The organism is Frateuria sp. sgz306004, from assembly GCF_057750885.1.
Genome location: NZ_JBYLFE010000004.1, coordinates 361576 through 376545 on the forward strand (window position 1 = coordinate 361576; position 14970 = coordinate 376545).

Consider the following 14970-nt stretch of genomic DNA (forward strand, 5'->3'; position numbering starts at 1 on the left):
CGCTCCTGTACGGCTGATCGCTCAGCCTTCGTGCGCGCCGAACATGGTCTTGGCATAGGTGATGCCCAGCCCATAGGCACCACCAAAGCGCCGAGCCACGCCCGTGGTGCTCTCGTAACTCTCGGTACGCGCCCAGTCACGTTGCAACTCGAGCAGGTACTGGAGCGAGGTCATCGGCCGCACGCCAGCCTGCACCATGCGATCCATCGCGCGATGGTGGGCCTCGCTCGATACGTCACCGCAAGCATCGGCAATCACATACACCTCAAAGCCCTGATCAAGTGCCGACAAGGTCGGACCGACAATGCACACCGAGGTCCACAGGCCAGCGAACACCAGGCGGCTCTTGCCCAGCGCATTCACCTGCTTGATGACAGCGGCATCCTCCCAGGTGTTCATGGAAGTTCGGTCCAGCAGGGCCTGGCCCGGAAACGGCTCGGTCACCTCGCTGAACATCGGACCCGAAAAGCTCTTCTCCGCCACCGTGGTCAGGATGGTCGGCACCTTGAAGCTGGCCGCCGCACTGGCGACGAGTCCCGCGTTGTTGCGCAGTGAAACAGCGTCGATGGAATGCGTGGCGAATGCCATCTGCGACTGGAAGTCGATCAAGATCAGCGCATGATCCTTGGGGGTCAGCAGCAGCTTGCCGGGGGTCGGAGTAGCGGTAAGGGACATGTGAATCTCCAGGGGGATGGCGGGCGACCACGCGGCGCGTCTCGTCACGCGCTGCGTGGTCGCCGCATGGATCAGGAGCGGATGAAATCGAGCAGATCCTTGTTGACCTGTTCCTGATGCGTGGCGGTGAGGCCGTGCGGCGCGCCCGGGTACACCTTGAGCGTGGCGTGCTTGACGATCTTGGCCGAGAGGCGGCCGGCGTCGTCGATCGGCACGATCTGGTCGTCGTCACCGTGGATCACCAAGGTGGGCACTTCGATCTTCTTCAGGTCGGGCGTGTAATCGACCTCGGAGAACTGCTTGATGCAGTCGTACTGACCCTTGAGGCCTCCGAGCATGCCCTGCAACCAGAACGAGTCGCGCATGCCCTGCGTGGCCTTGGAGCCTTCGCGGTTGGCACCGTAGAACGGGCCGGAGAGATCCTTGAAGAACTGTGAGCGATCCGCCAGCGTCTTGGCGCGGATGTCGTTGAACACGTCGATGGGCAGGCCGCCGGGATTGTTGGCCGTCTTCACCATGATCGGCGGCACCGCGCCGATCAGCACGGCCTTGGCCACACGCGCATTGCCATGGCGGCCGATGTAATGGGCCACTTCGCCGCCACCGGTGGAGTGGCCGACCAGCACGGCGTTCTTCAGGTCCAGCTTCTCGATCAGCTCGGCCAGATCATCGGCATAGGTGTCCATGTCGTTGCCATTCCACGGCTGGCCCGAGCGGCCATGGCCTCGACGATCATGCGCAATGGTGCGATAGCCGTGCGAGCTGAGGAACAGCATCTGGGCGTCCCATGCATCGGCGGTCAACGGCCAACCATGCGAAAACACGACCGGCTGGCCCTGCCCCCAATCCTTGTAAAAGATGTGGGTACCGTCTCTGGTGGTGATGGTGCTCATAGGGGATGATCCTTGGGAGGGATGGCTTGGCGCGCCTGCGCCAAGAGCGAACGACGAGGTGGACAAACCGGCCATGGGCAAGGCCAACGCGGCTGACGCTGCAGCCATGCCGCCCAGAAACGCGCGCCTACCGGCATCGATGTCGCTACTGCGGTCTTCGGTCGACATGCTCAACGCTCCTTGTGGGCCAGCACGCTTGGGCACCTTTGAGACGACGCCTTCCCTGGCACGCGTCGGTGAACGATGCATGCGTGGCAGTCGTAGTGAGGTGAATCGGCCCCGGTAATCGATAGCCGAATCACACGGCCTATTTTCATCGACCCGGTGAAAGTGCGAAGCCCAATCGAGGCATATCTTTGCTACCCGATCGGGTAAGGCGCGACGACGTGGGTGCGCTTTGTTTCAGGCGCGTAACAAGCGGCCCGGCGCGGAGTCATTCACGTGTCGAGAAAACCGCGATCACGCGCCAGGGTCACCGCGTGCGTGCGGTCCAATGCGCCCAGCTTGGACATGACATTCTTGAGGCGCGCCTTGACCGTGTCCTCGGACACGCAAAGGATGTCCGCGATGCGTTTATTGGTATGCCCCGTCGCCACCAGGCGAAGCACGCTGAGTTCGCGGTCGCTCAACATGTCGGCCCAGGCGTGCATGGCGATTTCGCCCGCCACCTCAGTCGCCATCACGCGACGTCCATTCATGACCATGCGAATGGCGGCGAGGATCTCCTCGCGCGTGGCGGTCTTGAGCAGATAGGCGCAGGCACCCAGGTTGAGCGCCCGCTTGACGCGGGCATCGCCCGGATACGACGTGAGCACGATGATGCGCGCGGAGGGGCTTTCCCCATTGATGGTCGCGATGGCCTGCAGGCCATCCACGCCCGGCATCTGCAGATCGACCAGGGCCACGTCGGGCCGCAACTCCCGGTAACGAACGATGGCCTCGGCGCCATCGGCGGCCTGCCCTGCGACCAGCATGCCGCTGTCGCTCTCGATCGCCGCCACGATGCCGTCGCGCATGATGGGATGATCGTCGGCAATCAATACCCGAATGCGCTCGTCGCCATCTGTCACGATCCCATCTCCTGCTCCTCGGCCCACGCGGCATGGCTGGAGCAATCTGACACGATTGCCGCGCCCTGGGCAGCGCTCTCACTATCGCGGGGACTGACAGCGCGATCAATGCCCATATGGGTGATTCTTCGTTCGCGCAGGGCAACTATGGATGCAGCGGGCGAACCACTATGCTGATGCCTTCCGCGGCGGCAATCGCTCGCCACGACCCTTTCACGGAACGCATCGATGACGTTTGGATGGCCCGCCCGCCTTGGCCGCCATGCCCGCAGCCTGGGTACTTTATGCCTGCTGCTGGGGCTATGCACGGTCGCGCTGGCGCAACAACAACCAGGCTTTCGCCGCCGGCTATGGACCACCGAGACAGGCACCCCTGCCGACATCTGGGCGCTGGCACAGGGGCGCGACGGTTATCTGTGGCTCGGCACCGGCAATGGGCTCTATCGCTTTGACGGCGTGCGCTTCGAGCGCTTCACCCCGCCGCAGGGGGAACGCTTTCCCTCCAACGACATCACGGCCCTGACCATGGAGCCGGATGGCTCGCTATGGATCGGCTTCTACTACGGCGGTGTTTCCGTACTGCGCGCAGGTCACCTGCAACACTACGGTGCCGAGCAAGGCTTTCCGCCAGGCATGGTGATCGCCCTCGCCAGCACGCCGGATGGGTCGCATTGGGCGGCCAGCGAGGGCGGCCTCGCGCGCTTCGATGGCAAGCGCTGGACCATCGTGGGTAACGATTGGAACTATCCCACCCGACACGCCGACTGGCTGCTGACCGGCCGCGACGGCACGCTCTGGGTCACCACCGGCGAATCATTGGTGTTCCTGCACCCCGGCAGCCATCGCTTTCAGAACACCGATCAGCTGGCCGATCGATTTGCCACCCTCGCGCAGGCAATGGATGGCACGTTATGGATCTCCGATCGCGTGCACGGGACCCGCGCCCTGCCCGGACTAAGCGCGAATCATCCCGCCACCATGCTCACCGCACCCGCGGATGTCACGAGCTTTGCGCCATCGGTCCGCTTGTTGTTCGATCGCTACGGCGACCTGTGGGGCACTCGCGCGGACAAAGGCGGAGTGTTCCGTGTAGCCGGCATCGAGCAGCATGTCGACGGTCGTTCGCTCAGACCCAGCGATATCACCGAAGCCATCGATCGCTCGAAGGGGCTCCCGTCCGATCGCGCCGTGCCGCTGCTGCAAGATGCCGAAGGCACTGTCTGGGTTGGCACCAACCTCGGCCTGATCAGCTTTCATCGCAACAGCTTCTACACGCCGGACGGAATCACGCAGGGCACGGCCAGCAATTACGCCATGACGGCTGACGGCAACGGTTCGATCTGGATCGCCGACCAGGGCCGACTGCTACGGATCACCCGCGAGGACACCAAAGTCGTGCGCAACGACCTTCCCACCATCGGCGCCATGCTGTTCGACCGACAGGGCACGCTCTGGCTTGTCGGTGACAACCGCATGTACTGGCTGCGTGATGGGCATCTGGACAGCACGCCCTATCCCGTCAGGGGCGGCCCGCGCGCGTTCGCGCTGGATGCGGCCGACGTGCCCTGGCTGAGCATTTCCGCGCATGGCTTGTTCAAATGGACGGACGGGCGCTGGCAATCGGTCACGCCTTTGCCCGGGCTGACCAATCAGGATGCCAACGCCCTTGCCCTGGACCGCAGCGGTGCGCTTTGGATCGGCTACGGAGGCAATCGCCTCGCGCGGTTAGGCGAAGGCAAGACCGTGCTTTATACGACGCGCGATGGCCTGAATGTGGGCAACATCACCGCGCTCCATGCGGATAACGGCGAACTGCTGATCGGCGGCGAACAAGGATTGGCGCGCTGGCGCGCCGGTCACATCGACTCCATGTCCGTGGCCGATAGCGAAGCCTTCAACGGCATCAGTGGCATGCTGAGGGGACCCTCGCGCGACTTGTGGATCAATGGAGCCAAAGGCGTCGTCCGCATGGAGGCCGCGGAGGTCGAGCGCAGCTTCGGCGAGGCCAACCATCGCCCGGCGTATCGACTGTTTGACTATCGCGACGGCTTGCCGGGCATTGCGGTGCAGGCATCGTTGACCCCCACCGCGATGGAGGACGCAGGGCACCACCTGTGGTTCCTCACTAATCAGGGCCCTGCATGGACCGATCCGCAACGGATCGACAGTAACCCCCGCCCGCCGCCGGTGTCGATCCTTGATGTCATGGCCGGCGGCAAACACTACCCCGCCGATCGCCCGGTCCACCTGCCCCGCGGCACCAGCAATCTGGAGCTGAGCTATACCGCGGCCAGCCTTGCGGTACCCGATCGCGTGCGATTCCGCTATCGACTCGATGGTGTGGACCGCGACTGGCAGGACGCCGGGCCGCGCCGCGAAGCGTTCTATTCCAACCTTGCGCCCGGCCATTACCGCTTTCGGGTGATCGCCGCCAATGACGATGGCGTATGGAATACCCAGGGCGCCACCACCAGCATCACCATCGCCCCCTGGTTTTTCCAGACACGCTGGTTCTACCTGCTGTGCGGCTTGCTGGTGCTGGCGCTCGCCACCTTGTTCTTCTTCTGGCGCATGCGACTGGCGAGCGAGCGCGTGCACCTTCAGTTGATGGAGCGCATGAGCGAGCGCGAGCGCATCGCCCGCGACATCCACGACACCTTGCTGCAAGGCGTGCAAGGGCTGCTGCTTCGACTGCAGGCGATGCTGGCCAAACCGCCCGCTGACGAACAGCGCAGCAGCGAGTTGCAGGCCGCGATCGACCAAGCCCGCGCGATGGTGATCGAGGGCCGGGACAAGATCATCGCACTGCGCGGCGATGGCTCCAGCTATGCGGAGCTGGTCGAAGCCATTCGCGCAGACGGCGAGAATCTCACCGCCCAGTTTCCGGCGACACGCTTCCTCATCACGACCGAGGGGCAGCCGCGACTGCTCCTGCCCACGGCCTGCGACGAAGTGCTGGATATCGTGCGCGAGGCCATGCGCAACGCTTTCCTGCACGCGCAGGCAAGCCAGGTGACCGTGCACGTGGCTTATGAAAAGCACACGCTGCGTGTACGGGTCAGCGATGACGGCATTGGCATCGACGACAGTGCCATCAAGGGCGCGGCCGACGCCGGGCATTGGGGCATTATCGGCATGCGCGAGCGCGCCGCGCGCCTTGGGGGCAGGCTGAGCCTTCGTCGCACCAGCCCGCAGGGCACCTCCTGCGTATTGGAAGTGCCCTGCCGCAGCGCCTATCGCCCGGAACGTCGCGACGATTGAGCTGGACTATGGCGCTAGTCGCGCCTTACTTGGCTTCCTTCTTCATCAGCGAATCCACCAGGTGGGCGGGCACATCCTCGTAGTGGTCGAACTCCATGGTGAAGGTGCCGCGTCCGCGCGTGGCCGAGCGCAGGAAGTTGATGTAACCGAACATTTCCGCCAGCGGCACATAGCCCTGCACAAAGGCCTGCGCGCCACGCTGCCCCTGATCGCTCACCGTGCCGCGCCGGCGATTGATGTCACCGATAACGTCACCCAGGTAATCGGGCTCGGTGACCACTTCCAGGCGCATCACCGGCTCCAGCAGCTTGGGCTTGCTGAGGCGCTGCGCTTCGCGGAAGCACTGCCGCGAGGCGATTTCGAAGGCGAGTGCGGAGGAGTCCACATCGTGGAACTTGCCGTCGATCAGGCGGGCCTTGAAATCCACCACTTCGTAGCCGGCCACCTGGCCTTCGCGTGACTCCACGCGCACCGCATGCTCCACCGCCGGAATATATTCGCGCGGCACGCGGCCACCGACGATTTCATCGGAGAACACCACGCCACTGCCCGACTCGCCGGGCTCGAACACCATGGTCACTTCCGCGAACTGGCCGGAGCCGCCGGACTGCTTCTTATGCGTATAGGTGTGCTCCACGCGCTGCCCGAACGCTTCGCGGAAGCTCACGCGCGGCTTGCCCATGTTCGCTTCCACGCCCAGCTCGGTGCGCATGCGATCGATGGTGACTTCCAGGTGCAGCTCGCCCATGCCCTTGAGCACGGTCTCGCCGGTTTCCCTGTCCACCTCCAGCCGCAGCGAAGGGTCGGCCTTCACCATCTTGTAGAGCGCGGTGGAGAGCTTGTCCACGTCATTGCGGTGCTTGGGTTCCACCGACACGCTGATCACCGGATCGGGGAAGCGCATGCGCTCAAGCAACGCCGGATGCGCGGGGTCGGTCAGCGAATCGCCGGTCTCGGTTTCCTTCATGGACACGAAGGCGCAGATGTCGCCAGCGCGCACCTCGTCGATCTCGCGGGTGGCGTTGGCCTGCACTTCCACGATGCGTCCCACGCGCTCGCGCTTGTTGCGCGTTACGTTGAGCAGCGAATCGCCCTTCTTGATCACGCCGGAATAGATGCGGCAGAAGGTCAGCGTGCCGAACTGGTCGTTGATGACCTTGAAGGCCAGCGCTCGCGCCGGTGCATCGTCCACCACGCCCTGGTAACCCACGACATGGCCATCCTGGTCCACCAGCGCGATGCCGCCGTTCTCGCCCGGATAAGGCAGGTAGTCCACCACGGCATCGAGCAACTGCTGCACGCCCTTGTTGCGATAGGACGAGCCGCAGAACACCGGCACCAACTGGCCGGAGACGCAGCCCTTGCGAATGCACTGCTTGAGCGTGGCGAGATCGAACTCACCCGTTTCGATCAGCTTTTCGAACGCGGTATCGTCCATCGACAACGCCTGCTCGATGGTTTCCTGCCGAAGCGTGGGCAGTTGCTCCACCCAGGCGCGGTCCGCCGCCGAGGTGAATGACACGCGGCCGGCAATCTCCTCCAGCGGCACGGTATCCCACGGGCTGTCCTTGTCGTCGCCCTTCCACAGGTAGCCCACGCCGGCCACCAGGTCGGCCATGCCGATGAACTCGTCATGGCTGCCCAGCGGGATCTGGCAGAGCAGCGCGTTCGCACCCAGACGCTCGCGAATGCCCTTCACGCAGTGGGCGAAATTGGCGCCGATGCGATCCATCTTGTTGACGTAGCACAGGCGCGGCACGTTGTACTGGTCGGCCAGGCGCCAGTTGGTTTCGGTCTGCGGCTCCACGCCCGCCACACCGTCGAATACCACCACCGCGCCATCGAGCACGCGCAGGCTTCGATTCACCTCGATGGTGAAATCGACGTGGCCCGGGGTGTCGATCAGGTTGATCTGGTAGCCATGCCACTCGGTGGATACGGCAGCGGACTGGATGGTGATGCCGCGCTTGCGCTCCTGCTCCAGGTAATCGGTGGTGGTCGACCCCTTGCCTTCCTTGGTGTCGTGCACGTCGATGATCTGGTGCTTCTTGCCGGTGTAATAGAGCACGCGCTCCGTGGTGGTGGTCTTGCCGGCATCGATGTGCGCAATGATGCCAATGTTGCGGTACTGCTGCAGCGGTTTTTGCCTTGCCATGTAGCACGCTTCCTCTGGACCGAAACCTCGGCCGGGCCCCACGCCGCCTCTCAGACGGCGCACACCCGGCCAACCCTCCCGCCACATAGGGTCGTGTAGCGCCCGATCAATAGTGCGTGAAGATCATCGCTTGCCCCACCCCCGATCGGGTAGTCCGGAGCCACCCGGCTGCACGCAGCCCAAGCCTGTCGCCAGGCTGTCTGCAAGCCATCACTCATAACCAGACGGCATAAGCAGACAACCAATGATCATTGGACTTATTTGGCCATCCAAACAGGTGTTGACCCCTTTATAACCAATCAGTTAGCCTCGATTTGTTGCAATGCACCACCTCATTCCAGGGACTCACAAAACATGCTGACGCTTCACCGCGGCACGGGTACTGCGCCCACCTTGCTCGCCCTTGCCTTGTTCGCATCCCTCTCCCCGGCCCATGCGCAAGACACCCCGCCCGCCGCGACGGATAACGCCAAGAAGCTGGAAACGGTCATCGTCACCGGCACGCGTGCGGACAACCGCACGGAGAGCAGCTCGCTCACGCCGATCGACGTGGTATCCGCCGATACGCTCAAGCAGACCGGCACCACGGAGCTCACCACCGCCCTGTCGCGGCTGATTCCGTCGCTCACCTTCGCCCGCCCTGCGGCCTCCGACACGGCCGACTCGCAGCGCCCCGCACAGTTGCGCGGCCTGTCGCCGGACCAGGTACTGGTACTGGTGGACGGCAAGCGCTGGCACCCCGGCGCCATCCTGCTCACCAACGGCGTGTTGGGTCGTGGCTCGCAGGCGGTGGATCTCAACACCATCCCCATCGGCGCCATCGACCATATCGAAGTGCTGCGCGATGGCGCGTCCGCCCAATACGGCTCCGACGCCATCGCCGGCGTGATCAACATCGTGCTGAAAAAGGGAGCGCAGGGTGGCGAGGTGGACGTCACCGGCGGCCAGTATTCGGCCGGCGATGGGCGCCAATGGCAGGGTTCGGCCAACTTCGGCATTCCGCTGGACAACGATCGCGGCTGGATTCGCTTCACCCTGCAGGACGGCAACCAGGATTACAGCAACCGCTCCGAGCCCAACCGCACGCGCGCCTGGGAAGGCGTGACCCAGCGCTTCGGCGACCCGGCGGTGAAGGATCACAACCTGTTCGTCAACGCGCAGTTCGACCTGACGCCGGACGTGCAGCTCTACGCCTTTGGCCACTACGGCAACCGCGACACCACCTCGCCGGCGTTCTTCCGCAACGTGGCGAGCAGCAACTCGGTGCCCTCGCTGTACCCCAGCGGCTACCTGCCGCTTGAGCACGCCGACTCCACCGATCAATCGCTGGTGATTGGCCTGCGCGGCAAGACCAGTGGCGGCTGGCGCTGGGACATCAGCGGCAACTACGGCGGCAATCGCGTCTCCTATGGCACCGAGAACAGCGTCAACCGCGCCTTCCTGCACGATTTTGGCTACAGCCCCACGACGTTCCACGACGGCATCCTGCGCGCCACGCAGCAGTCGTTCGACGTGGATATCGCCAAGGAATTCACCCCGTCCTGGCTGCCCAACCCGGTCACGCTGGCGTTTGGCGCGGAGTACCTGCGCCAGACCTACCAGATCGACGCGGGCGACCTGCCCTCCTGGTACACCGGCACCTCGGGCGTTTCCGGTGGCGCGCAGGGTTTTGGCGGCTTCCAGCCGATCAACGCGGGCTCTTTCAGCCGCCATGACGTCGCCGAGTACGTGAGCCTGGAAACCAACCTCACCGACCGCTTCAGCGCATCGGCGGCCCTGCGCCACGAGGTTTACAGCGACTTCGGCAACACCACCTCCGGCTCGCTGGCGGGGCGTTTCGACTTCAATGATCGCTTCGCCCTGCGCGGCAGCGTCTCCACCGGCTTCCGTGCGCCGTCGCTGGCCCAGCAGCACTACTCCTACACCTCTTCGCTGTACTACGGCTCGGGCAACTCGCTCGGCCTGCCCGCGGGCATCTACAACACCGGCCTGGTGTCGGTGGGCAGCCAGGTGGGCCAATTGCTCGGTGCACAGCCGCTGGAGCCGGAGAAGTCGCACAGCTACACGCTGGGCGCGGTATGGAACCCGCTCGATGCGCTCAACCTGAGCGTGGACGTGTACCAGATCGACATCGACAACCGCGTCACCCTGTCGAGCAACCTGGCCACCACCTCGCCCACGGTGCAGGCGTACCTTGCCGCCAACGGCGTGACCAACACCAACTACAGCGGCATCTCCTACTTCACCAACGCGGTGAACACGCGCACGCAGGGCATCGACCTGGTGGCGAGCTACCTCAGCGACTTCGGCAATGCCGGCTCGCTGCAGTCCACGCTCAGCTACAACTACAACAAGAACAAGGTCACCGACATCAAAGCCAACCCGGCCGTACTCAACGCGCTGGGCGTCAACCTCAAGCGCATCGACCGCCGCGACCAGTACGGCCTGCTGGCCGATACCACGCCACGCAGCAAGCTGATCCTCAACGAGGCCTACAACCTCGACAACTGGAGCTTCAACGGCACGCTCACCCGTTACGGCCGCTGGGTGTCGTACAACTCCACCAACCCCGCCTACGACCAGGTGTTCAGCCCCAAGTGGCTGCTTGACCTGGCCGTGAGCTACAAGCTGGATCGCTGGACCTTCACCATTGGCGGCGACAACGTGTTCAACACCTACCCGAACAAGGTCATTGCCGCCAACGACAACAACGGCGCGCTGCCTTACTCGGTGTTCTCGCCGTTCGGGTTCAACGGTGCGTACGTCTACGGCAAGGTGGCCTACCGCTGGTAATCACCGGCATAACGGCACAGGGCGGCGGCGCATGGAACGGGTGCGTCGCCGCCCTGTTTTCCGGGCACCCTTCACTGCACCCAAACGAAGGCTGTGCGATAGCTGGCGACCCATCCTTGCCAAGCCTCCCGGAGCCGCGCCATGCCCAACCATTCGGCCCATCTGAGCCCCTTGTTCATCGAACAACAGCGCCAGCGACTGGAAGCGCTGCGGCGGCAGGTGCTGGGCGGTGAACTGGGTGTCACCGCGCAGCGCCGCGAGCAAACCGCCTTGCACGGCGACGAAGCCGCCGAATACGAAGACGAGGCACAGGACAGCGCCATCGAAGAAGTGCGCCAGGACCAGCGTGATGCCGACGCACGACGCATCGGCGACATCGAGCGTGCATTGAACAAGATCACCGAAGGCACTTACGGCTATTCCGACCTGAGCGGCCAGCCCATTCCCCAGGCACGCCTGGAAGCCACGCCCGAAGCCATCCTCACCATCGACGAAGAGGCCAGGCGCGAACGCGCGCGATGACAGCCCTTGAATCTGGCACGCGTGCCACGACCTAGGGACCCTCGCCGGCACACCCCTGTCGCCGGCCCGGCATCGCCACCAGCAGGAGTCCAGGCCGTGAGCCATGTACCCGCGTTCGATCTGTCCCCGCCCTCGCCGCTCCAGTTCGACGAGCTGGCTACCCACCTCACCGGCGAGGAACGCCAGGTGCTGCTGCACCATGGCACCGAGTCGCCGTTCTGCGGCGTACTGCTGAGCGAAAAGCGACCGGGCGTGTACTGCTGCCGCCTGTGTGGCCTGCCGCTGTTTCAGGGCGGCAGCAAGTTCGACAGCCGCACCGGCTGGCCCAGCTTCACCGCGCCGTTCGACGATCAGCACCTGCAATACGTGCGCGACGCCAGCTACGGCATGGTGCGCACCGAGATTCGCTGCGCGCGCTGCGGCAGCCATCAGGGCCACGTGTTCGACGACGGCCCGCCGCCCAGCCACCAGCGGTACTGCATCAACTCCGTATCGCTGCAGTTCGTGGCCAACGGCGAGGAGCTGCCCGACCGACTCCAGCGGGGCGCCCCCGAAGGCCAGCCCCTGGTTGGCGTTTCGCCGTAACCCAGCGCCGCGCTCGAACGACTGCGTCCCACCTCCGCATCCCCAAGGAACACCCCATGTCCAACGTATTGATGGTACTCACCTCGCACGACCAGCTCGGCAACACCGGCCACAAGACCGGCTTTTGGCTGGAAGAATTTGCCGCGCCGTATTACGCACTGAAGGATGCCGGTGCCAACATCACCCTTGCCTCGCCCAAGGGCGGCCAGCCGCCGATCGACCCCAAGAGCGACGACCCGAGCGCCCAGACCGAAGCCACCCACCGTTTCCAGGCCGACGCACAGACCCAGGCAGCGCTGGCGCACACGCGCAAGCTGTCGGAGGTCTCCATCGCGGACTACGACGCCGTGTTCTACCCCGGCGGGCACGGCCCCTTGTGGGATCTGGCGGAAGATCGCCACTCCCAGGCACTGATCGAAAGCGCTATCGCGGCCGGCAAGCCGGTGGCGGCCGTATGCCACGCGCCGGCCGTGCTGCGTCATGTGAAGTCGTCCACGGGCGAGCCGCTGGTGAAGGGCAAGCAGGTCACCGGCTTCAGCAACAGCGAAGAAGCCGCCGTAGGCCTCACCGACGTGGTGCCGTTTCTGGTGGAAGACATGCTCAAGGCCAACGGCGGCCACTACAGCCGCACCGACAATTGGCAAAGCCATGCCGTGGTCGATGGCTTGCTGATCACCGGCCAGAACCCCGCTTCGTCCGAGGCCACGGCGCAGGCGCTGCTCAAGCTGCTCTAAGCACGGTCTGCTTAATGCTCGTCATTCCTGCGCATGCAGGAGGTGCTTTTCAACAGCCGAAGGGCTGGTCATCCAGTGCCATTTACGTTCAACGATTTGCAGACGCTGGACCCCAGCTCTTGCCCCTTCTTGGGGGGCATTGAGGTGACGATCAACCTCGGCGCACCTTTAAAATGGCACCACACTTCACGTCGCATGGGCGGTGGCACGCGTTGCCATCGCCCATGCGGCAGCCGCTCAATCAGAAATACACCTGCGCCCGCATCTCCACGATGCGCGGATTCACTTGCAGATTGCCGCGATCGCTGAAGGCCCAGACGTAGTTGGCCTGCACCTTCAAATGTTCGCCGATGTACCAGTTGGCGCCCACGGTCCAATCGTGCTCCTTGCCACCGGTCACCGCGCCATCGTTCAGATCCACCTCGCTGTAACGCACGGCCAGCTCTACCGCGCCCCACGCATGCGTGGGGCGAATGGCCTGGAGGTCGCGCCCGTTGTAGCGACGGTCAGCCACGTTGCCATCGCTGTAGTAGCGAGCTTCACCCGTGAGGGTCCAGGTGGCGAACACGTAATAGCCGCTGCTGTCGACCTCGGGCTTGTCGTGGTAGCGATCCACCTGCGCCCTCAGGTATTCACCCTGCAGCGACCAGGGCCCTTCGATCCACAACGCCTCCAGGCCCTGCCGGTCCACCCGCTTGCTGTGGGAGAGATTGCCCGTGTCCACCAGACGCACTGGCGACAAGCCGTCCTCCGGCCGCGCGCGCAGGCGCGCCACCGGCGGCACGCTGCCTTGATCGGCCCAGTCCAGGTCTTCGCGCGAAGCGGATACGCCCAGGTGCAGCACCTCGCCCGGCGCATTCAACGGCACCCAGGCCACGCGTCCGGCCCAGGTGTGGCCCGGGTTGTTGCCATGCAGATCCTTGCGCCAGAAGTAGTCGCCGATATTGATCACCAGATGCGGCCCCACCCATGCCCAATCCACACCGGCGCGACGCCCTTCCCAGATCGCCTGGGTCGGCAGGGCCGTTTCGATGAAAGTGGTAGCCGAGCTACTGGTGACGCCCTCGAAACCCACCGGCGTCTTGGAGTAGCCAAAGCGGAAGTTGCCCAGGTCCTGCCCGATCACTCCGCTGCTGCGAAAACGCACGAACGCGTCGGCCCACTGCTTGGACTGGTAGTCGTACTGCGCGATGGCGTCGTAGACACCCGGCTTGCGCAGATACACGCCCAGGTACTTGCGGCGATTCGTGGCGGCATCGTCGAAGCGGCCGCCGTCGTTGCTGAACTGGTTGAGGTCGTACTGATAGAGCACGGCCAGACCCATGTCGGTGCCGTCGCCAGTCGTCACGTGCGTGGGCCAGTTGCTGTAGAAGTCATAGCCTTCCGCCGCGCATGCCACGGGCAACGCCGCAATGGCGAGCCCCAAGCTCACCCGGCCCATGCACCGAAACGCATGCGTTGAACTCATGAGTCCCCTCCCCGCGGATATAGCGCACATCCTCTCCAACGCTCCTCGACTCCGGAAATGACCTTTGTGCATATGCACATGCACGCGCCGGACGCATGAGCATCCAGCGTAGGGCACGTGACATTCAACGAGCTTGCGTTTGCTGCTAGACCACAGGCTGGCAAACCTGGTCACAGCTGCTGACGGGCACCGCTTTCAACCGGCCGATCCATAATCGTCCGTCATAGTTGCGGTAGGCGTGGCGACCACTTCATGACAGCCCACTCCTTGGACATGACCAGGGTTTTGCCCACAATCAGTTCACCCAATAAGGGTGGAAAGGTGTCTCACACGATACCGGTACATTCAGGCATTTGATGGGGCTGGGTGCAACGCGGCCGCAACGAATCACTGCCGCATAACCAAGCGCGTCCGCTCACGCATTGGCCGCCAAGTCACTGATTGCCGCGACATCTTGTAGGGGATGCTGCGATGCCTTGTGACGGGCCGTTGCCATGCGACGAAAGGCAGCCCTGCACTGGCGCCTAGCCAAAGACATTCGCTCCATCACGCGGCAAGCCCACACTTGGCACGCGTCGCCAATCTCTTCCAGCGGCCCCACAGGACGAAGGCGATGACCGACATAAAAAGTCAAATATTTTCATGCACCTGGGCCGGTGACACAGCTGTGCTACATCACTTACTTTTCACGAAAATCCGCTCACATTGGATACACGTAAAGCCTCTAATTGGGCTGAGGTAGGAAGGGCGACAGACATACGGGGGGCACGGTGTGTGTTCAACGCGAAGCCGGTCTGATCGGTTATTGGAGACA

Annotated in this window: 10 protein-coding genes; 5 read left to right on the plus strand and 5 right to left on the minus strand. The window is 64.0% G+C overall.

All coding sequences use genetic code 11. The annotated features are described in order from the left end of the window. Positions 1-21: 21 nt before the first annotated feature. The 3 genes from AC3G2C_RS10670 to AC3G2C_RS10680 form a co-directional block, all read right to left on the minus strand. Positions 22-675 carry a hydrolase gene (locus tag AC3G2C_RS10670; RefSeq protein ID WP_488384606.1) on the minus strand — a complete coding sequence of 218 codons (654 nt, stop codon included), beginning with the start codon at positions 673-675 and terminating at the stop codon, positions 22-24. 71 nt (positions 676-746) lie between these two features. Continuing rightward, on the minus strand, positions 747-1568 hold the full coding sequence (locus AC3G2C_RS10675) for an alpha/beta fold hydrolase (protein ID WP_488384607.1): 822 nt from the start codon (positions 1566-1568) through the stop codon (positions 747-749). 437 nt (positions 1569-2005) lie between these two features. Next, entirely contained in the window at positions 2006-2638 is a 633-nt protein-coding gene (locus AC3G2C_RS10680) for a response regulator transcription factor (protein ID WP_488384608.1), read from the minus strand. A 228-nt stretch (positions 2639-2866) separates the two neighbouring features. On the opposite strand from AC3G2C_RS10680, the gene AC3G2C_RS10685 reads away from it, so the two are divergent. Continuing rightward, positions 2867-5899, plus strand: coding sequence for a sensor histidine kinase (locus AC3G2C_RS10685; RefSeq protein WP_488384609.1), 3033 nt, complete (start codon positions 2867-2869; stop codon positions 5897-5899). Between the two features lie 25 nt (positions 5900-5924). On the opposite strand, the gene fusA is transcribed toward AC3G2C_RS10685, so the two are convergent. After that, on the minus strand, positions 5925-8054 hold the full coding sequence (gene fusA / locus AC3G2C_RS10690) for an elongation factor G (protein WP_488384610.1): 2130 nt from the start codon (positions 8052-8054) through the stop codon (positions 5925-5927). Between the two features lie 354 nt (positions 8055-8408). Here fusA and AC3G2C_RS10695 point away from each other — a divergent pair, with 354 nt between their 5' ends. The 4 genes from AC3G2C_RS10695 to AC3G2C_RS10710 all read left to right on the plus strand — a co-directional run bounded on the left by AC3G2C_RS10695 (position 8409) and on the right by AC3G2C_RS10710 (position 12688). Continuing rightward, positions 8409-10847 (plus strand): TonB-dependent receptor plug domain-containing protein, encoded by a 2439-nt coding sequence (locus tag AC3G2C_RS10695; protein ID WP_488384611.1) that lies wholly within the window; start codon positions 8409-8411, stop codon positions 10845-10847. A 141-nt stretch (positions 10848-10988) separates the two neighbouring features. Continuing rightward, entirely contained in the window at positions 10989-11369 is a 381-nt protein-coding gene (locus AC3G2C_RS10700; RefSeq protein WP_488384612.1) for a TraR/DksA family transcriptional regulator, read from the plus strand. 96 nt (positions 11370-11465) lie between these two features. After that, positions 11466-11954 (plus strand): peptide-methionine (R)-S-oxide reductase MsrB, encoded by a 489-nt coding sequence (gene msrB / locus AC3G2C_RS10705; protein WP_488384613.1) that lies wholly within the window; start codon positions 11466-11468, stop codon positions 11952-11954. A gap of 56 nt (positions 11955-12010) precedes the next feature. After that, on the plus strand, positions 12011-12688 hold the full coding sequence (locus AC3G2C_RS10710) for a type 1 glutamine amidotransferase domain-containing protein (RefSeq protein ID WP_488384614.1): 678 nt from the start codon (positions 12011-12013) through the stop codon (positions 12686-12688). A gap of 241 nt (positions 12689-12929) precedes the next feature. Here AC3G2C_RS10710 and AC3G2C_RS10715 read toward each other — a convergent pair whose 3' ends face one another. Beyond that, positions 12930-14156 carry an OprO/OprP family phosphate-selective porin gene (locus tag AC3G2C_RS10715; RefSeq protein WP_488384615.1) on the minus strand — a complete coding sequence of 409 codons (1227 nt, stop codon included), beginning with the start codon at positions 14154-14156 and terminating at the stop codon, positions 12930-12932. Between the last annotated feature and the right edge of the window lie 814 nt (positions 14157-14970).

Bases quoted from the DNA above. Each gene is read 5' to 3' on its own strand.
- AC3G2C_RS10675 (WP_488384607.1), bottom strand. From the start codon at position 1,568: ATGAGCACCATCACCACCAGAGACGGTACCCACATCTTTTACAAGGAT.
- AC3G2C_RS10685 (WP_488384609.1), top strand. From the start codon at position 2,867: ATGACGTTTGGATGGCCCGCCCGCCTTGGCCGCCATGCCCGCAGCCTG.
- AC3G2C_RS10710 (WP_488384614.1), top strand. From the start codon at position 12,011: ATGTCCAACGTATTGATGGTACTCACCTCGCACGACCAGCTCGGCAAC.
- fusA (WP_488384610.1), bottom strand. From the start codon at position 8,054: ATGGCAAGGCAAAAACCGCTGCAGCAGTACCGCAACATTGGCATCATT.
- AC3G2C_RS10715 (WP_488384615.1), bottom strand. From the start codon at position 14,156: ATGAGTTCAACGCATGCGTTTCGGTGCATGGGCCGGGTGAGCTTGGGG.
- AC3G2C_RS10695 (WP_488384611.1), top strand. From the start codon at position 8,409: ATGCTGACGCTTCACCGCGGCACGGGTACTGCGCCCACCTTGCTCGCC.
- AC3G2C_RS10670 (WP_488384606.1), bottom strand. From the start codon at position 675: ATGTCCCTTACCGCTACTCCGACCCCCGGCAAGCTGCTGCTGACCCCC.
- AC3G2C_RS10700 (WP_488384612.1), top strand. From the start codon at position 10,989: ATGCCCAACCATTCGGCCCATCTGAGCCCCTTGTTCATCGAACAACAG.